The 19432-nt window shown below is 74.1% G+C and carries 11 protein-coding genes, 1 pseudogene and 1 riboswitch; of the genes and pseudogenes, 10 read left to right on the top strand and 2 right to left on the bottom strand.

Annotation, left to right across the window (positions count from 1 at the left end; translation table 11 throughout):
- The first annotated feature begins 21 nt into the window (after window positions 1–21).
- The 8 genes from O7618_RS07440 (at window position 22) to O7618_RS07405 (ending at window position 13645) form a co-directional block, all read left to right on the top strand.
- On the top strand, window positions 22–5484 hold the full coding sequence (locus O7618_RS07440; protein WP_278105239.1) for a carboxyl transferase domain-containing protein: 5463 nt from the start codon (window positions 22–24) through the stop codon (window positions 5482–5484).
- A 145-nt stretch (window positions 5485–5629) separates the two neighbouring features.
- On the top strand, window positions 5630–6022 hold the full coding sequence (locus O7618_RS07435; protein ID WP_278105238.1) for an SCO5389 family protein: 393 nt from the start codon (window positions 5630–5632) through the stop codon (window positions 6020–6022).
- 131 nt (window positions 6023–6153) lie between these two features.
- The gene (locus O7618_RS07430) at window positions 6154–6738 is read left to right on the top strand and encodes a copper chaperone PCu(A)C (protein WP_278105237.1); all 585 of its coding nucleotides are present in this window, start codon (window positions 6154–6156) and stop codon (window positions 6736–6738) included.
- Complete coding sequence (locus O7618_RS07425; protein ID WP_278105236.1) at window positions 6735–7964, top strand: Dyp-type peroxidase; 1230 nt, start codon at window positions 6735–6737, stop codon at window positions 7962–7964. The genes O7618_RS07430 and O7618_RS07425 overlap by 4 nt, the downstream gene beginning before the upstream one ends.
- A 26-nt stretch (window positions 7965–7990) precedes the next feature.
- Window positions 7991–8530, top strand: a complete 540-nt coding sequence (locus O7618_RS07420) for a copper resistance CopC family protein (protein WP_278109942.1) — start codon at window positions 7991–7993, stop codon at window positions 8528–8530.
- A 281-nt stretch (window positions 8531–8811) separates the two neighbouring features.
- Entirely contained in the window at window positions 8812–10755 is a 1944-nt protein-coding gene (locus O7618_RS07415) for a bifunctional copper resistance protein CopD/cytochrome c oxidase assembly protein (protein ID WP_278105235.1), read from the top strand.
- A gap of 138 nt (window positions 10756–10893) precedes the next feature.
- Complete coding sequence (locus O7618_RS07410) at window positions 10894–12357, top strand: PepSY-associated TM helix domain-containing protein (protein WP_278105234.1); 1464 nt, start codon at window positions 10894–10896, stop codon at window positions 12355–12357.
- Between the two features lie 64 nt (window positions 12358–12421).
- Complete coding sequence (locus tag O7618_RS07405; RefSeq protein ID WP_278105233.1) at window positions 12422–13645, top strand: cytochrome P450; 1224 nt, start codon at window positions 12422–12424, stop codon at window positions 13643–13645.
- Window positions 13646–13734: 89 nt separating this feature from the next.
- Here O7618_RS07405 and O7618_RS07400 read toward each other — a convergent pair.
- Window positions 13735–14331 (bottom strand): annotated as a pseudogene (locus tag O7618_RS07400) (PrsW family glutamic-type intramembrane protease); the annotation flags it as partial.
- Window positions 14332–14437: 106 nt separating this feature from the next.
- Window positions 14438–14646, top strand: a riboswitch (cobalamin riboswitch).
- Between the two features lie 122 nt (window positions 14647–14768).
- Between O7618_RS07400 and O7618_RS07395 the strand changes: the two are divergent.
- A complete protein-coding gene (locus O7618_RS07395) occupies window positions 14769–17123 on the top strand; it encodes a ribonucleoside-diphosphate reductase subunit alpha (RefSeq protein WP_278105232.1) in 2355 nt (784 codons plus the stop codon).
- A gap of 23 nt (window positions 17124–17146) precedes the next feature.
- A complete protein-coding gene (locus O7618_RS07390) occupies window positions 17147–18142 on the top strand; it encodes a ribonucleotide-diphosphate reductase subunit beta (RefSeq protein WP_278109941.1) in 996 nt (331 codons plus the stop codon).
- A gap of 58 nt (window positions 18143–18200) precedes the next feature.
- On the opposite strand, the gene O7618_RS07385 is transcribed toward O7618_RS07390, so the two are convergent.
- On the bottom strand, window positions 18201–19427 hold the full coding sequence (locus O7618_RS07385; RefSeq protein ID WP_278105231.1) for an MFS transporter: 1227 nt from the start codon (window positions 19425–19427) through the stop codon (window positions 18201–18203).
- Window positions 19428–19432 lie beyond the last annotated feature (5 nt).

Below are 19432 nucleotides of genomic sequence, written 5' to 3'. Positions count from 1 at the left end.
TCAACCGAAGGGGACGGTCACGTGTTCACCCGTGTCGCCATCGTCAACCGTGGTGAGGCCGCCATGCGGCTCATCCACGCGGTCCGGGAACTGGCCGCGGAGACCGGCAGCCGGATCGAGACCGTCGCGCTCCACACCGACGTCGACCGCACCGCCACGTTCGTCCGCGAGGCGGACGTCGCCTACGACCTCGGGCCCGCCTCCGCCCGCCCGTACCTCGACCTGAAGGTGCTGGAACGCGCGCTGGTGGAGACCGGCGCGGACGCCGCGTGGGTCGGCTGGGGCTTCGTGGCCGAGGACCCGGCCTTCGCCGAGCTGTGCGAGAAGGTCGGCGTCACGTTCGTCGGGCCGAGCCCGGACGCCATGCGCAAGCTCGGCGACAAGATCGGCGCGAAGCTGATCGCCGAGGAGGTCGGTGTGCCGGTCGCACCGTGGAGCCGCGGCGCCGTGGAGAGCCTGGAGGCGGCGGTGGCCGCCGCGAAGCAGATCGGCTACCCGCTGATGCTGAAGGCCACCGCGGGCGGCGGCGGGCGCGGCATCCGGGTGGTCCGCAGCGACGCCGACCTGGTCGACGCCTACGAGCGCACCAGCCAGGAGGCCGCCCGGGCGTTCGGCAGCGGCGTGGTGTTCCTGGAGCGCCTGGTCACCGGCGCCCGGCACGTCGAGGTGCAGGTGATCGCGGACGGGCAGGGCACCGCGTGGGCGCTCGGCGTCCGGGACTGCTCGGTGCAGCGGCGCAACCAGAAGGTGATCGAGGAGTCCGCGTCGCCGGTGCTGAGCCCGGAGCAGACCGCCGAGCTGAAGGCGTCCGCGGAACGGCTGGCCGTGGCGGTCGGCTACCGGGGAGCGGCGACGGTGGAGTTCCTCTACCACCCCGGCGACCGGCTGTTCGCTTTCCTGGAGGTCAACACCCGGCTCCAGGTCGAGCACCCCATCACCGAGTCGACCACCGGCTTCGACCTGGTCAAGGCGCAGTTGCACGTCGCCGGCGGCGGCCGGCTGGAGGGCACGCCGCCGGTCGAACGCGGGCACGCGATCGAGGCACGGCTCAACGCCGAGGACCCGGACCGGGACTTCGCCCCCTCCCCCGGCCGGATCACCCGGCTGGACCTGCCCGCCGGGCCGGGCATCCGGGTGGACACCGGGGTCAGCGAGGGCGACACCATCCCGGCCGACTTCGACTCCATGATCGCCAAGATCATCGCGTACGGGCGGGACCGGGACGAGGCGCTCGGCCGGCTGCGCCGGGCGATGGCGAACACCATCGTGGTGATCGAGGGCGGCGCCACCAACAAGAGCTTCGTGCTCGACCTGCTCGACCAACCCGAGGTGATCGACGCCAGCGCGGACACCGGCTGGATCGACCGGGTCCGGGGCGAGGGCCGGCTCGTCGCGCACCGGCACTCCGCGGTGGCGCTGGCCGCCGCCGCGATCGAGGCGTACGAGGAGGACGAGACCGCCGAACGGCAACGGCTGCTGTCCACCGCCGCCGGCGGCCGCCCGCAGGTGCAGCACCGCAGCGGCCGGCCGCTGGACCTGAAGCTGCGCGGGGTGAGCTACCGGATGCGGGTGGCCCGGGTCGGCGCGCACCGGTTCCGGGTCGGTGTCGAGGTCGGCGGCGACGCCCGCACCGCGGACGTCGAGCTGGACCGCTTCGACCGGCACACGGGGCAGATCGTCGTCAACGGGGTCCGCTACCGGCTGCTCACCGGCGTCCACGGGCCGGTCCACCTGGTCGAGGTGGACGGCGTCACGCATCGGATCAGCCGGGACGAGGGCGGCGTGGTCCGCTCCCCGATGCCGGCGCTCGTCGTCGCCACCCCGCTGGAGATCGGCGCGGAGGTCGAGGCCGGCGCGCCGGTGCTGGTGCTGGAGGCGATGAAGATGGAGACGGTGCTGCGCGCGCCGTTCCGGGCCCGCCTCAAGGAGTCCGCCGTCGCGGTCGGCACCCAGGTGGAGGCCGGCGCGCCGCTGCTGCGCCTGGAGCCGCTCGCCGACACCGACGACGAGACCGCCGCCGCACCGGACGAGCCGGCCGTGGAGCTGGACCTGCCGGCCGCGCCCGCCGACGCGCCGGCGCGCAGCCGGGCCGAGCGTGGCCGGGAGGATCTGCGCGGCCTGCTGCTCGGCTTCGACGTCGACCCGCACGACGAGCGCCGGGTGCTCGACGACTACCTCGACGCGCGGCGGGCCGCCACCGACGCCGGGCACCGGCCGCTGGCCGAGGAGTTGGAGTTGGTCGACGTCTTCGCCGACCTGGCCGAGCTGAGCCGCAACCGGCCCTCCGGCGAGGACGCCCCGGGCGGTCACCTGCACAGCGCCCGCGAGCACTTCCACACCTACCTGCAGAGCCTCGACGTGGAGCGGGCCGGGTCGCCGGAGCCGTTCCGGGCCCGCCTGGCCAAGGCGCTCGGCCACTACGGCGTCACCGAGCTGGACCGCTCCCCGGCGCTCGAGGCCGCGGTGTTCCGGATCTTCCTGGCTCAGCAGCGGGCCACCGCCGACGCCACCGCGATCGCCGCGCTGCTGCGCTCGTGGCTGCGGGAGCCGCCGCCGGACGAGGCGCTGCGCGAGCCGGCGGGCCTGGCCCTGGAACGGCTGATCGCGGCCACCCAGGTCCGTTTCCCGGTCGTCGCCGACCTGGCCCGGGGCGTGGTCTTCGCCTGGTTCGCCCAGCCGCTGCTGCGCCGCAACCGGGCCCGGGTGTACGCGCGGGTCCGCGCCCACCTGCGGCACCTCGACGCCCACCCGGACGCGCCGGACCGCGCCGAGCGGGTGGCCGACATGGTGCGCAGCACCGAGCCGCTGGTCCGGCTGCTCGGTCAGCGACTGGTCCGCGACAACCTCGACAACGCCACCATGCTGGAGGTGCTGACCCGCCGCTACTACGGCAACAAGGCACTCACCGGCGTGCGCACCCGCACGGCCGGAGGCTGCGTGTTCGTGGTGGCCGGCCGCGCCTCGTCGAGCGTCGTCTCCGCCGCGGTCCGGTTCGACGCGCTCGGCGACGCGCTGCGCGGGCTGGCCGAGGTGTCCCAGGGCGAGGAGGCGGTCGACGCCGACATCTACCTGGCCTGGGAGAGCCAGCCGGAGGACCAGGACGCCACCGCCGCCGCGCTGCTCGACGTGATCAACGCGCACCCGCTGCCCGAGCGGGTCCGCCGGCTCACCACCACCGTTGCCGGGCGCAGCGGCGCGGTGATGCACCACCACTTCACGTTCCGCCCGGACAGCACCGCGATGGCCGAGGCACGGCTGATCCGCGGCCTGCACCCGTACATCGCGCAGCGGATGCAGTTGGAGCGGTTGCACGGGTTCGACCTGACCCGGCTGCCCTCGCTGGACGAGGAGGTCTACCTCTTCCAGGCGGCGGCCCGGGAGAACCCGTCCGACCAGCGGCTGGTGGCGTTCGCGCAGGTACGCGACCTGACCGAGCTGCGGGAGCAGGACGGTCGGCTGGTCGCGCTGCCGACCACCGAGGACACGGTGGCCGCCTGCATCGACTCGATCCGCCGGGCGCAGTCCCGGCGGCCGTCGAAGGTCCGGTTCCCGACCAACCGGATCGTCATCTACGTCTGGCCGCCGAGCGAGCTGACCCGCGAGGAGATGGAGCTGATCGCCGCCCGGGTGGCCCCGACGACGGTCGGCGCCGATCTGGAGGAGATCCTGTTCATCGGGCGGCAGCGCGACCGTCGCACCGGCGAGCTGGTCAAGGTCGGCGTGCGGATCACCTTCGACGTCACCGGGCACGGGCGGCTCACCGTCGGCGAGCCGCCGACCGAGGCGGTCCAGCCGCTGGACGACTACCGCCTCAAGGTGCTGCGCGCGGCCAGCCGCAACACGGTCTACCCGTACGAGCTGACCGGCCTGCTCGGCGACTTCACCGAGCACGACCTGGACGCCGCGCACGAGCTGGTGCCGGTGGACCGGCCCAAGGGCCGCAACTCCGCGGCGATCGTGGCCGGCGTGGTGACCACACCGACGCCTCGGCACCCGCAGGGCGTCACCCGGGTGGTGCTTCTCGGCGACCCGACCAAGTCGCTCGGCGCACTCTCCGAGCCGGAGTGCCGGCGGGTGATCGCCGCGCTCGACCTGGCCGAGCGGCTGGGCGTGCCGCTGGAGTGGTACGCGCTCTCCGCCGGCGCCCGCATCTCGATGACCTCGGGCACCGAGAACATGGACTGGGTCGCCGCCGCGCTCAAGCGGATCGTCGAGTTCACCCAGGCCGGCGGTGAGATCAACATCGTGGTGGCGGGCATCACCGTGGGCGCCCAGCCCTACTGGAACGCCGAGGCCACGATGCTCATGCACACCAAGGGTGTGCTGGTCATGACGCCGGACTCGGCCATGGTGCTCACCGGCAAGCAGTCACTGGACTTCTCCGGCGGCGTGTCCGCCGAGGACAACTTCGGCATCGGCGGCTACGACCGGGTGATGGGCCCGAACGGGCAGGCGCAGTACTGGGCGCCGGATCTGCCGGCCGCGCGCGACGTGCTGATGGCGCACTACGACCACACGTACGTGGCGCCGGGCGAGGACGCGCCGCGGCGGGCGGCCACCACCGACCCGGTGGACCGGGACGTGACCACGTTCCCGCACACGGTGGCCGGCAGCGACTTCACCACGGTCGGGGAGATCTTCTCGGCCACCGCGAACCCGGACCGGAAGAAGCCGTTCGACATCCGTACCGTGATGCGGGCCCTCGCCGACCAGGACCATCCGGTGCTGGAGCGGTGGGCCGGCATGGCCGACGCGGAGACCGCGGTGGTGCAGGACGTGCACCTCGGCGGCATCCCGGTGTGCCTGCTCGGCATCGAGTCCCGGTCGGTGCCCCGGCACGGCTTCCCGCCCACCGACGGCCCGGACACCTACACCGCCGGCACGCTGTTCCCCCGCTCCTCGAAGAAGGCGGCGCGGGCGATCAACGCGGCCAGCGGCAACCGGCCGCTCGTGGTGCTGGCCAACCTGTCCGGCTTCGACGGCTCGCCGGAGTCGATGCGCAAGCTGCAACTGGAGTACGGCGCCGAGATCGGCCGGGCGATCGTCAACTTCCGCGGCCCGATCGTGTTCTGCGTGATCTCGCGCTACCACGGCGGCGCGTTCGTGGTGTTCTCCAAGGCGCTCAACCCGGCCATGACCGTGCTGGCGATCGAGGGCTCGTACGCCTCGGTGCTCGGCGGCGCGCCGGCCGCCGCCGTGGTCTTCGCCGGCGAGGTCGCCGCGCGCACCGCGACCGATCCCCGGGTACGCGAGCTGGAGGGCCGGATCTCGGCCGCCGCGGTCACCGACCGCGCCACGCTGACCGCGGAACTGGACGAGCTGCGCTCGTCGGTGCGCGCGGAGAAGCTGGGCGAGGTGGCCACCGAGTTCGACCGGGTGCACAGCATCCAGCGCGCGGTCGAGGTCGGCTCGGTGGACGCGGTGATCCGCGCCGCCGAGCTGCGTCCCCGCGTCATCGAGGCGATCGGGACGCATCCGAACTGACCGCCGCGAGGCGGGGCGGCGGACGGGCCTGCGGGCTCGTCCGCCGTTTGCGTGTGCCGGTGCTTGACCGGGTCCGGGGTCCGTGGTCTGCTCACCTCGTCACATTAATGGAAACGGTTGTCGTTTCCGAAAAATGGAGGAGACCATGTCGCTCACCGTTCCGCCTGACCTGCTGCACGCCGCCGAGGCCGGAGAGGTCGACGAGGCGGCGTTCGTCGCCTGCGTCCGCGACTCCCTGCCGTACGCCTGGGACACCGTCAGCCGGGTAGCCGCCGACCTGGCCGGCTCCGACGCCGACTTCGCCGACAACGTCGTCCCGCCACCCGGCGACGCCGAGCGCGGTCAACTGCTGCGCGCGCTGGCCAGCGACGCGATCCGCGCCGGCCTGGAACGCCACTTCGGGGTGCGGCTGGCGTTCCAGAACTGTCACCGGGTGGCCGCGTTCCGGCCGTCCACCGCCGGTTCCGCGGCGTACCGCCGGTTCACCTCCAGCCGCGGGCAGTTGCTCAACCAGTCCCCCGCGCTGCGCAACTGCTGAGTTCGGCCGCGGCGGGCCGGCGTGTCCGGCCGGCTCGCCGCGGACCGGCGTGACCGATCGCACCGTTCGGAACCAACTGCCCCTCGGCCCCGACCAACGGTACGAACACCGACCGTCGAGGGGACACCGTCATGCCCAGCACCACCACCGGCCGACTCCGGCGCCCAGCGGCCCTGATCGGCGCCGCCCTGCTGGCCGCGTCCGTCGCCGCCTGCGGATCCGCCGACGGATCGAGCACCACGACGCCGTCGGCGTCGGCGACCGCCTCCGCGAGCGCGGCGGCCGGCGTGCTCGGCATCGACGACCCGTGGGTGAAGGCCGCCGACAAGGGCATGACCGCGGCGTTCGGCACCCTGGTCAACGACGGCGACGCCGACGTGACGATCACCAGGGCCGCCACCGAGGTCTCCCCGATGGAGCTGCACGAGATGACCATGAAGGACGGGAAGATGGTCATGCAGCCCAAGGAGGGCGGCATCGTGGTCAAGGCGCACTCCCGCGCCACGCTGGAGCCCGGCGGCGACCACCTGATGCTGATGAACATCGCCAAGCCGGTGCGGGCCGGCGACGAGTTGAGCTTCACGCTCACCTTCGCCGACGGCCGCACCCAGACGTTCACCGCGGTCGCCAAGCCGTTCACCGGCGCCCAGGAGTCCTACGCCCCGGGCCACGGCGAATCCCCGATGCCGGAGATGAGCATGAGCCCGGCCTCATGACCGACCGTCCCGCCACGGGCCGTCAGGTGAGCCGGCGTGGCCTGCTCACCGGCGGCGCCGTCGCCGTCGGGGGCACGCTCGCCGGCGGCGCCGCGATCGCCGCGGCCCGCCCCGACGACCCGGCGGTACGCCCCGAGCCGGTCCCGGTCGCGCGGGTCGGCGACGCGGTCGAGCCGTTCCACGGCGCCCGGCAGTCCGGCGTGACCACCGAGCCACAGGCGCACGCCGCGTTCGTCGCGTTCACCCTGAAACCCGGCGTCGACCGGGCCGCGCTCGGGCGGATGCTGCGGCTGCTCTCCGACGACGCCGCCCGGCTCACCCAGGGCCGGCCGGCGCTCGCCGACACCGAACCGGAACTCGGCCTGCTGCCCGCCCGGCTCACCGTCACGTTCGGCTTCGGCCCCGGCCTCTACGCCGCCGCCGGGCGCGCCGACCGCCGGCCCGCGTCGGTGGCCGACCTGCCCGCGTTCCGCGTCGACCGGCTGCAACCCCGCTGGACCGGCGGGGACCTGCTGCTGCAGATCTGCGCCGACGACCCGCTCACCGTCGCCCACGCCCAACGCGTCCTGGTCAAGGACAGCCGGCCCTTCGCCGCCGTGCGCTGGGTGCAGCAGGGCTTCCGGCGGGCCGCCGGCGCCGAGCCGGGGCGCACCCAGCGCAACCTGTTCGGGCAGCTCGACGGCACCGCCAACCCGAGACCCGGTGCCCCCGCCGACACCGCCGTCTGGGTGACCGACGGACCGGTCTGGCTACGCGACTCCACCACCCTCGTGGTGCGGCGGATCAGCATGAACCTGGAGACCTGGGACCTGCTCGGCCGCGCCGACCGGGAGGTCGCCGTCGGGCGGCGCCTCGACACCGGCGCGCCGCTGACCGGCACCGCCGAACACGACGAACCCGACTTCGCCGCGCTCGGGCCGGACGGGCTCACCGTCATCCCGGACTTCTCCCACCTCACCCGCGCCCACGTCACCGACGACCGGCAGAAGATCCTGCGCCGGCCCTACAACTACGACGGGGTGCCCACCGCCGAGGGGCACGCGGACAGCGGTCTGGTCTTCGCCGCCTACCAGGCCGACGTCGCCCGGCAGTTCCTGCCCATCCAGCGGCGGCTCGCCGAACGGGACCTGCTCAACGAGTGGACCACCCCGATCGGCTCCGCCGTCTTCGCCGTACCGCCCGGCTGCCCGGACGGCGGCTGGATCGGCCAGCAGGTGCTCACATGACCACGACCAGGAAGGCCGTTCGCAGGATGCGTACCCGTGCCGTTCCCGCGCTCGCCGCGGCGCTCACCGCGTTGCTGCTGGCCCCGGCCGCGCCCGCCGCGGCGCACAACGCGTTGCAGTCGGCCGCCCCGGCGCAGGACGCCCGGCTCACCGCCGCGCCTACCTCGGTGACGCTGCGCTTCCTGCAACGGCTCAACCCGGAGTTCACCACCATCGTGCTCAGCGACGCCGAGCGGCGGAAGGTGCCGACCGGCGTACCGGCCGTCGACGGCACGGCAGGCACCGTGACCGTGGACCAGCCGCTGGCAAACGGCACCTACACGGTCGCCTACCGGGTGGTCTCCGCCGACGGGCACCCGGTGCAGGGGTCGTACCGCTTCACCGTGGCCGACCCGGCCGCACCCGCGGCGGCCGGGGTGGCCGGCACGTCGACGCCGGCCACCCCGGTCTCCGCCGCCGGCGCCCACGACGGACCGCCGCTCGCCCTGGTCGCCGGCGGCGTGGTCGTCGCCCTGGCCGCGGCGGGCGCGGCCGTGTTGCTGCTCCGGCGCCGCCGCACCTCCTGACCCACGCGGCCGGGGTCATCCCGGCGCGCCGATCCGAAACCAGGTTCCGCACCGTGCACCAGCCCGCCTCACCGGCACCGCAATCCCCGGCCCACCGGCAGCCCGCTCCGGCCGAACCGTCCACCACGGAACGGCCTGACGCGGCCGGACCGGTCGCGGCCGGATCGACGGCGAGCGTGCCGGGGGCCGGCGGGTCGCCAACCGGACCGTTCACCGCCCGGCCGCCGGCGGCCGGGCCGGGCGTCGGCGGTGCGACGGGCCCGGCCGGTTGGCTGGTCGGGGTGGCGACGGTCGGCGCGGCGGTGGCCGTACTCCTGCTCGCGCTGCGGGCCGGCGGCGCGCTCGCCGCCACGATTCCCGGCCTGCCCGATCCCGGCCCGGTCACCGCCTGGGCGCTGCCGGTGGTGCGGCTGCTCGCGGACGGGCTGGCCACACTCACGGTCGGGTTCGCGGTGACCGCCGCGTTCCTGCTCCCCGGCGACGGCGCGAGCGTCTCCGCGCACGGCTGGCTGTTGCTGCGCCGCGCCGGCCTGGCGGCGGCCGGCTGGGCCGTGGCGGCCCTGACGCTGCTGGTGCTGACCGTCTCCGACCTGCTCGGCGTGCCGCTCGGCCGGCTCGGCGCGGCGAGCGTGGTCAGTTTCGGTGTCGACATCTCGCAGGGGCGGTCGCTGCTGACGCAGGCCGGACTGGCGGCGGTGGTGGCGGTGGCGGCCCGGGTCGGCCTGTCCCGCGGCACGGCCGCGGTCGCGGCGGGGCTGGCGCTCCTCGGCCTGCTGCCGCCGGCGTTGACCGGCCACGCCGCCGGGGCCGGCAACCACCAGATCGCGGTGTCCAGCCTGGCCCTGCACGTGCTCGCCGCCGCGCTGTGGGCCGGTGGCCTGGCCGCGCTGCTGACCGTCCGGCGCAGCCGGCACCTGCCCGGGGCGGCCGCACGCTACAGTCGGCTCGCGCTCGCCTGCCTCGTGGCCGTCACGGTGAGCGGACTGGCCAACGCGGCGGTCCGCCTCGGCGACGTCGACCAGCTCTGGCGGTCCCGCTACGGGTGGCTGGTGCTCGGCAAGCTGGCCGCGCTGGTGGTGCTCGGCCTGCTCGGCGCGGCGCACCGGGCGCGTACGCTGCCGGGTCTGGCGGACGGGCGACGCCGCGCGTTCGCCCGGCTCGCCGCCGGGGAGATGGTGGTCTTCGGCGCCACGGTCGGCCTGGCCGTGGCGCTGTCGCGCAGCCCGACGCCGGTCACCGCGCCGGCCGACGCCGACCCGGTGACCGAGGTGCTCGGCTTTCCGATGCCGGCCGCACCCACCGCCGCGCACCTGCTCGGCCAGCCACTGCCCGACCTGTTCTTCCTCACCGTGACCGCTGTCGGCATCGGCGGCTACCTGGCCGGGGTGCGCCGGCTCCGCCGGAGCGGGCACCGCTGGCCGCCGGCCCGGACCGCGAGCTGGATCGGTGGCCTGCTGGTGCTGGCCGCCGCCACCGGCCTCGGCTTCGCCCGCTACGCCTACGTGCTGTTCAGCGCGCACATGGCCCAGCACATGGTGCTGTCCATGGTGGTGCCGATCCTGCTGGTCGGCGGCGCCCCGGTCACGCTCGCGCTGCGGGCGCTGCGCCGCCCCACCGAGCCGGGGGTGCGCGGCACCCGGGAGTGGCTGCTGCGCGCCCTGCACAGCCGCCCCGCCCGGCTGCTCACCCATCCGCTGGTGGCGCTCGGCATCTACACCGCCGGCCTGTTCGGCCTCTACTTCAGTGATCTGCTCGGCACGCTGATGCGCTCCCATCTCGGGCACCTGGCCATGCTGGGGCACTTCGTGGCCTCCGGCTACCTGCTGTTCTGGGTGCTCATCGGCATCGACCCGGGCCGGCCCCGGCTCCCCCACCCGATCCTGGTGCTCATCCACCTGGCCTCGATGATGGCGCACGGCTTCTTCGGGCTCGCGCTCATGCAGACCACCACGGTCATCGCCCCCGACTGGTATCTCGGCGTCCACCCCGACTGGGCGTCGTCCCTGCTCGACGACCAGAAGCTGGGCGCCGGCATCGCCTGGGCGTTCGGCGAGATCCCCGCCGCCGTCGTGATGGTCCTGCTGGTCCGGCAGTGGATCCGGGCCGACCAGCGGGAGCAGCGCCGCCTCGACCGGGCCGCGGACCGGGCCGAGGCCACCGGCGAGGACGACGACCTGGCCCGCTACAACGCGTTCCTGGCCGCTGCCGCGCGCGACCGGAACTGATCGGCATCTCGGCGGGAACTTCCGCGCGGTCCGGCCCGACCATTCACCCGGGAGGCGGCAACCGCGCACCACGGCACGGCTCGACGGGCAGCGGGCCGGCCACACCCCAATTCCTCGTTCCCGATCGGAGTTGCCCAGATGTCCGTGACCGAACTGCCCGGCGATCGCGCGCCGGACTCCCCCGCCACCCCGACGGAGCCGACCCGGCCGGCACGCCGGCCCGCGCCGCTGACCGCGCTACTGACCCGCCTGCACTTCTACGCCGGTATCCTCGTCGCACCGTTCCTGCTGGTCGCCGCGCTCACCGGGCTGGCCTACACGGCCACCCCGCAGCTCGACGAGGCGCTCTACGGCGACACGCTCACCGTCTCCTCCGTCGGGGAGCGGGCCCGGCCACTCGCCGAGCAGATCGCCGCCGCCCGCGCCGCGCACCCCGACGGCACGCTCACCGGCGTGCAGCCCGGCGACGGCGACCGGACCACCCGGGTAGTGTTCGCCCGGGACGACCTCGGCGACCGGCAGCACACCGTCTACGTCGACCCGTACACCGCACGGGTCACCGGGCGGTTGACCACCTGGTTCGGTTCGACGCCGACCACCACCTGGCTGGACGACCTGCACCGCAACCTGCACCTGGGTGCGGTGGGCCGGCACTACTCGGAGATCGCGGCGAGCTGGCTGTGGGTGCTGGTGCTGGGCGGCGTGGTGCTGTGGTGGCGCCGGCGCGCCGCCGGCCGGGCCCACGTCCGGCACCTGCTCGTGCCCGACCTGTCCGCCGGCCGGGGCGTGCGGCGGACCCGGGGCTGGCACGCGACCACCGGTGTCTGGCTCGCCGTCGGCCTGCTCTTCCTCTCCGTCACCGGCCTGACCTGGTCCCGCTACGCCGGGGCGAACTTCGGCGCCGGTCTGGACGCGCTGCGCGCCGGCACCCCGGAGATCTCCACCGCCCTCGCCGGCGCGCCGCCCGCTGCCGCCGGTGGCCACCAGCACGGCGGCACGGCCGTCGCGCCGGCGGCGGACCCGGTGACCTACGACCGGGTGCTGGAGAGCGCACGCGCCGCCGGCCTGTCCGGACCGGTCGCGATCACCCCGGCGGCCGCGGACGGCACCGCGTGGACGGTCGCGCAGGCCGACGACCGCTGGCCGGTCCGGTACGACCGGGTCGCCGTCGACCCGGTCGCCGGCACGGTGACCGCGCGCAGCGACTTCGCCGACTGGCCGGTGCTGGCGAAGCTCAGCAAGCTCGGCATCCAGGCCCACATGAGCCGGCTCTTCGGGCCGGTCAACCAGGTCCTGCTCGCGGCGCTCGCGCTCGGCCTGCTCTGCGTCGTCGTCTGGGGATACCGGATGTGGTGGCAGCGCCGCCCCACCCGCGCCGACCGCCGGGCCCCGCTGGGCGCGCCGCCGGCCCGTGGGGCGGTACGTGGGATACGACGGTGGACACTGCTGATCGGGGTACCGGTGCTGGTGGCGCTCGGCTGGGCGCTGCCCTGGTTCGGCGGCACGCTGCTCGCTTTCCTCGTGGTCGACGCCGTGGCGGGACTGCTGCACCGGCGTCGACGCCCGGCCGTCCCGGTCTCGCCGGCCCCGGTCGGCGACTGACCGGTCGGGTGGTGGGGCCGCGTCTCGGGCCCCACCACCGGCCCGGAGCTGGCACTGTGGACGGATGATGGACATCGACGCCCGCCGGCCCCACCCCTTCTACCAGGACGCCGACGGCGTCAACCGGCCACCCGGCCCGCGCAAGCACCCGGACTACGCCCGCCTCGCCGCCGGCTCCGGCCTGGCGCCGATCGTGCGCCGCGTCGGCGGCGAGCCGGTCCCGGCGCTGCTGATCTGCCGCTACGCCGACGTCCGGGAGGTGCTGCGCCGACAGGACGTCTTCTCCCGTGCCGCCGCGGCGCACGCCGACGAGGTCGACGTGGCGGGCACCATGCTCGGTATGGACGGCGACGCGCACGCCCGGGTGCGGGGCACGGTGAAGGACGCGTTCACCCGGCCGGCGGTCGACGAGCTGCGCGACGCCGTGCGGGCCGCGGCGGTGGCGAGGCTGGCGTCGATGGTGGACTCCGGCGCGCCGGCGGACCTGGTCCGGGACTTCGCCGTCCCGTTCGCGCTGGACGTGATCTGTGACCTGCTCGGCCTGCCCGCCGACGATCGGATGCGGTTCCGGCGCTGGGGCGACATGTTCCTCGGGGCCGGCGACCCGAGCCGCGACGACGCCACCCGGGCGGCCGAGGAGATGGGCGGCTACCTGTGGGGCGAGCTGGAGCGGCGACGCGGGCGGCCCGGCGACGACCTGCTCGGCCGGATCGCGACCGCCGCCGCCGACCAGCCGGCGGACGTGCAGATCAAGCTGCCCATCTCGCTCGTCGTGGGCGGTTGGGAGACCACGGCCAGCTCGATCGCCACGTTCGTGCACGTGCTCCAGACCGAGTCGTACGGGCCGGACGGGACGGCCTGGGCCTACCTGGTGGCGCACCCCGACCGGCTGGACGCCGCGGTCGCCGAGCTGGAACGGCTGCACTCCACGTCCAACGGGGACGAGATGCCACGGCGGGCGATGGCGGACGTGACGCTGCCCAGCGGCGCCCGGCTGGCCGAGGGCGACATCGTCGTCCCGTCGCACGACGCGGCCAACCGCGACCCGGACGTGTTCGAGGACCCGGAACGGATGGACTTCGACCGGCCGCCCACCCCGCACCTGTCCTTCGGGCACGGCCCGCACTACTGCATCGGGGCGCACCTGGGCGCGCTGGAGGTCCGCACCGCCCTCGGCCTGCTGCTGCGGGAGCTGCCCGGGCTGCGCCTCGCGGTGCCGCCGGGCGACGTCGCGTGGAAGGCGGGGCACGCCATCCTCGGCCCGGTCGGCCTGCCGGTCACCTGGTAGCTGCGGCGGGCGACAGGTGTCAAGCGGGGGCCCCGCCTATACCGGAGGCGTTAACCGGGGCCCCCTCCTTCGGGTCGCGGTCGAGGTGCGGGCGCGGCGGCGAACGCGAACAACGCGCCGGCGGTCAGGCCCGTCCAGGCCAGGTGGGCGGCGGGAGCGGTGAGGCCGCGGATCAGCAGCGTCCGCTCGACCGCGCCGAGGTTGCCCTGCGACCCGACCAGCGCGGTGAACGCGTAACCCATCGTCTCCAGCGCGGCGAAGCCGGCGCCGGACGCCACCCCGACCACCAGCCCCTCGCCCGGCGTGCGGTGCCGCCGCCACAGCAGCAGGATGCCGACCGGCACGATCAGCTTCGCGGTCTCCTCGATCAGGCCGACGAAGACCATCGGCAGCACCCCCAGCCGGCGCAGCGTGTCGAACTCCAGCCAACCGGCGGCGACCACGCCGATCACCCCGCCGAGGAACGCGGCGACGCCGACGACCGCGCCGGGGAGCCGCCACCGGCCCGACCGGCCCTCGGCGAAGGTCAGGAACGTGGCCGGGGCGACGGCGGCGCCGAGCACGATCAGCGCGGGCACGAAGTTGATGTTCCGGGTGCCGACGAGTGTCTCCAGCACCAGCAGGAACAGCCCGACACCGACCAGCAGGACCACGACCCACGCCCAACGGCGCCCCGGATTCGCCATGCCGCCGAGTATCGTCGCCGCCCCGCTCGGCGCCATTCCTGAACTGAGACGTAGCCGACACGCGGACCCGACATCTGGTGTTGCCCACCCGTCGTCACCGCCATATATGGTGTCTTCCGCAGCTGGTTCGGCCGCGCTCCACGGCGCGGTCGAGGCAAGAGGGAACCCGGTGGAAGTCCGGGACTGCCCCGCAGCGGTGAGTGGGAACGACCGCCGTCATGAAGCACTGGACCGCGAGGTCCGGGAAGCGACGGCCAGTAGGAACGAGCACGACGCCCGCGAGTCCGAAGACCTGCCAGCGCGCCGTGCGCTGCCGCGCGCGGCGGTCGACGGTCGCGCGGGACGACCGACGCCAGCAGCCGGGCCGGCCGTGCGTGCCGCGTCCGTTGGCGTTCTCCCGCCGTCCGAGGCCATCGGAGTGACAGCGAGGAGAGGTCATGACGGTCGTACGGGAGAGCCCCCCGGAGCAGCGCCGGCTGGCGATGCGGGTCCGCAAGCGGGACGGCGACACCGAGCCGGTCGACGTCAACCGGATCGTGCGGGCGGTCGAACGGTGGGTCACCGACCTGGACGAGGTGGACCCGCTGCGGGTGGCCACCAGGACGATCAGCGGGCTCTACGACGGGGCGACCACGTCGGAGCTGGACCGGTTGTCGATCCAGACGGCGGCGGAGCTGATCGGCGAGGAGCCGCAGTACTCGAAGCTGGCCGCCCGCCTGCTGGCCGCGTACGTGGCCGAGGAGGTCCGTGGGCAGCAGGTGACGCGGTTCAGCGAGTCGATCGCGTACGCGCACGGGCTGGGGTTGATCGGTGCCGACACCGCCGCGTTCGTCGCCCGCCACGCCGGCGAGCTGGACGACGCCGTGGACCCGGACGGCGACCTGCGGTTCGAGTACTTCGGACTGCGCACGGTGGCGGACCGCTACCTGCTGCGGCACCCGGAGTCACGGCTGGTGGTGGAGACGCCGCAGTACTGGTTGCTGCGGGTGGCCTGCGGGCTGTCGCACACGCCGGCCGAGGCGATCGGCTTCTACCGGTTGATGTCCCGGCTGGCCTACCTGCCCAGCTCCCCGACGCTGTTCAACTCGGGCACCCGGCACACCCAGATGTCGTCGTGCTTCCTGGTGGACTCCCCGCGCGACGAGTTGGACTCGATCTACGAGCGCTACCACCAGGTGGCGAAGCTGTCGAAGTTCTCCGGCGGCATCGGCATCTCCTGGTCCCGGGTGCGGGGCCGGGGGGCGCTGATCCGGGGCACGAACGGCCGGTCCAACGGCATCGTGCCGTTCCTCAAGACGCTCGACGCCGGGGTGGCCGCGGTCAACCAGGGCGGCCGGCGCAAGGGCGCGGCCTGCGTCTACCTGGAGCCGTGGCACCCGGACGTGGAGGAGTTCCTGGAGCTGCGGGACAACACCGGCGAGGAGTCCCGGCGTACCCACAACCTCAACCTGGCCAACTGGATCCCGGACGAGTTCATGCGCCGGGTCGAGGCCGACGAGGACTGGTCACTGATCGACCCGTCGGATGCGCCGGAGCTGCCCGACCTGTACGGCGAGGCGTTCGACGCCGCGTACCGGGCGGCGGAGAAGAAGGCGGTCCGCGTGGTCAAGGCCCGGGACCTGTACGGGCGGATGATGCGCACGCTCGCGCAGACCGGCAACGGCTGGATGACGTTCAAGGACGCGGCGAACCGGTTGTCCAACCAGACCGGCGAGCCGGGGAACGTCATCCACCTGTCCAACCTGTGCACCGAGATCCTGGAGGTCAACGACGACGCCGAGACGGCGGTGTGCAACCTCGGCTCGGTCAACCTGGGCGCGCACGTCACCGCCGACGGCGTCGACTGGGAGAAGCTGCGGGCCACGGTGCGCACCGCGGTGGTCTTCCTCGACCGGGTGATCGACATCAACTACTACCCGGCCGCGCAGGCGGCGGCGTCGAACCCGCGCTGGCGGCCGGTCGGGCTGGGGCTGATGGGCCTGCAGGACGCGTTCTTCACGCTGCGCCTTCCGTTCGACTCGGCGGCGGCGCGGGAGCTGTCCACCCGGGTGCAGGAGGAGATCCTGCTGACCGCGCTGGAGACGTCCGCCGGGCTGGCCGAACGGTTCGGGCCGCATCCGGCGTACCTCCACACCCGGGCCGCGAAGGGAGATCTGCACCCGGACCTGTGGGGGGCGGAGCCCACGCAGCGCGAGCGGTGGGCCGCGCTGCGGGCGCGGGTCGCCGCGCACGGGCTGCGCAATTCGCTGCTGGTGGCGATCGCGCCGACCGCCACCATCGCCTCGATCGCCGGCTGCTACGAGTGCGTCGAGCCGCAGGTGTCCAACCTGTTCAAACGCGAGACCATGTCCGGCGAGTTCCTCCAGGTCAACACGTACCTGGTCCGGGAGCTGAAGGCCCGGGGCATGTGGACGCCGCAGGTCCGGGACCGGATCCGCCGCGCGGAGGGCTCGGTGCAGGACCTCGACGAGCTGCCCGCCGACGTGCGGGAGCTGTTCCGCACCGCGTGGGAGCTGCCGCAGCGGGCCCTGATCGACCTGGCCGCCGCCCGGGCGCCCTTCGTCGACCAGTCGCAGTCGCTGAACCTGTTCCTGAGCGCGCCGACCATCGGCAAGCTCTCCTCGATGTACCGGTACGCCTGGAGGGCCGGCCTGAAGACCACCTACTACCTGCGGTCCCGACCCGCCACCCGGATCCAGCAGGCCACCGTCGCACCGGTGCTCGCGCCGGTCGTCGACGCGGCGACGGCCTGCTCCCTGGAGAACCCCGAGAGCTGCGAGGCCTGCCAGTGACCACGACCGCCGAGGACCGACCGATGCTGCTCGACCCGGGCATGAACCTCACCCTGCGCCCGATGCGCTACCCGCACTTCTTCGACCGCTACCGGGACGCGATCAGGAACACCTGGACCGTGGAGGAGGTGGACCTGCACGCCGACCTGGCCGACCTGAACCGGCTCTCCCCGGCCGAGCGGCACCTGGTGTCGAGGCTGGTGGCGTTCTTCGCCACCGGCGACACCATCGTCGCCAACAACCTGGTGCTCAACCTCTATCAGCACGTCAACTCCCCGGAGGGGCGGCTCTACCTGTCCCGGCAACTGTTCGAGGAGGCGGTGCACGTCCAGTTCTACCTGAACCTGCTGGACACCTACGTGCCGGACGAGACCGAACGGTTCGCCGCGTTCGCGGCGGTGGAGAACATCCCGTCGATCGCCCGCAAGGCCGAGTTCTGCTTCCGGTGGATCGACTCGATCTTCGCGCTGCGGGAGCTGCGCACCCGCGACGACCGGCGGGCGTTCCTGCTCAACCTGATCTGCTTCGCCGCCTGCATCGAGGGGCTGTTCTTCTACGGCGCGTTCGCCTACGTCTACTTCCTGCGGTCCCGGGGGCTGCTCAACGGGCTGGCGTCCGGCACCAACTGGGTGTTCCGGGACGAGTCGATGCACATGGCGTTCGCGTTCGACGTGGTGGACACCGTGCGCGCCGAGGAGCCGGAGCTGTTCGACGCCGAGATGGAACGGCAGGTGCGGGAGATGCTGGCCGAGGCGGTGGAGTGCGAGGCGCAGTTCGCCGAGGACCTGCTGGAGCAGGGCGTCTCCGGCATGTCGCCGGCCGACATGCGGCGCTACCTGCAACACGTGGCCGACCGCCGGCTGGCCGCGCTGGGCATGGCGCCGATGTTCGGCAGCGGCAACCCGTTCGCGTTCATGGAGTTGCAGGACGTGCAGGAGCTGTCCAACTTCTTCGAGCGGCGGGTGTCCGCCTACCAGGTCGGCGTGACCGGCCGGGTCACCTTCGACGACGACTTCTGACGGTCGTCGCCCGCGTCCCGGCCGTCGCGAGCGGGGCCGGGGCGCGGGCACGTGCCGGTCAGGTCACCGCGCCCTCGCCCGGCAGCGCGCGGGCCCGGACCGGACCCATCAGCGCCACGATGGCCAACGCCAGCACGGCCACCACCAGGAACGCGGTCCGCAGGTTCAACGCGCCGGCGAGCAGCCCGATCACCGGCGCCGCGAGCAGCGCGCCGGGCCACTGTCCCATCGCCACCACCGAGACGCCCTCGCCCGAGGTCAGGCCGGGCTGCTCACCGGCGAAGCCGAGCACCGTCGGGGTCACGCAGGCCAGCCCGAAGCCGAGCAGCGCGAAGCCGGCCATCACCGCGGCCGGATGGGGGTACGCCACCGGCAGCGCCACGCCGACGGCGGCGACCAGCGCGGACGCCCGGACGAATCGGATCCGGCCGATCCGGCCGGCCAGCCGGTCGCCGAACAACCGGGCCACGGTGGCGGCCAGCGAGAGACAGGTGTACGTGGCGGCGGCGAGCACCGCCGCGGCGCCGGCCACCTCGGTGGCGTAGAGCGCGCTCCACTGCGCGCCGGCCATCTCGACGAACGAGGCGAGGAAGGCGATCACCGCGAGCAGCAGCAGCTGCGGGGTGAACCGCTCGCGCAGCCCGCGCCGGGCCTCGCCCTCCTTCGTCTCCTGCCGGGGCGTGTCCGGCAGCCACCGCTGGGTGCCGATGAGCAGCGCGCCGAGCAGCACGCTGGTGACCGCCATCTGCGCGGACGGGGAGAGCCCGACCGCGGCGGCGCCGGTGCCGCAGAGCCCGCCGGCCAGCATGCCGATGCTGAAACCGGCGTGGAAGGTGGACAGGATCGGTCGCCCGTAGCGTTTCTGCACCTCCACCGACTGGGCGTTCATCGGGGTGGCCAGCAGGTTGGCCGCGAAGCCCCAGACCGCCAGCCCGGCGACGAGCGCCACCACAGTGGTCGAGGCCGCCAGCAGCGGCGCGTTGACCAGGATCAGCGCGGCCCCGGCCAACGCCAGCCGGCGGGTGTTGATCCGGCTGATCAGCACCGCCACCACGACCAGGGAGACCAGTTCCCCCGCGTTGGTGGCGATGTTGGCCAGGCCCCAGCCGGTGTTGCCGACGCCGACCGCGTCGCGGACCTCCGGCACGCGGGCGGACCAGCCGCCGATGGCCAGGCCCATGATGACGAAGAGCAGCACCACCGACCAGCGGGCCCGTACGGCCGACCGGGTCGGCGGCGGCGCGGGCGACGTCGTCGCGTCCTGCTGCGTCGAGGTGTCCGTCATGGTCG

The organism is Micromonospora sp. WMMD980, from assembly GCF_029626035.1.
GTDB lineage: Bacteria > Actinomycetota > Actinomycetes > Mycobacteriales > Micromonosporaceae > Micromonospora.
The sequence above is the reverse complement of the archived record's forward strand: the minus strand, read 5'-3'. Positions and strand labels throughout refer to the sequence as shown.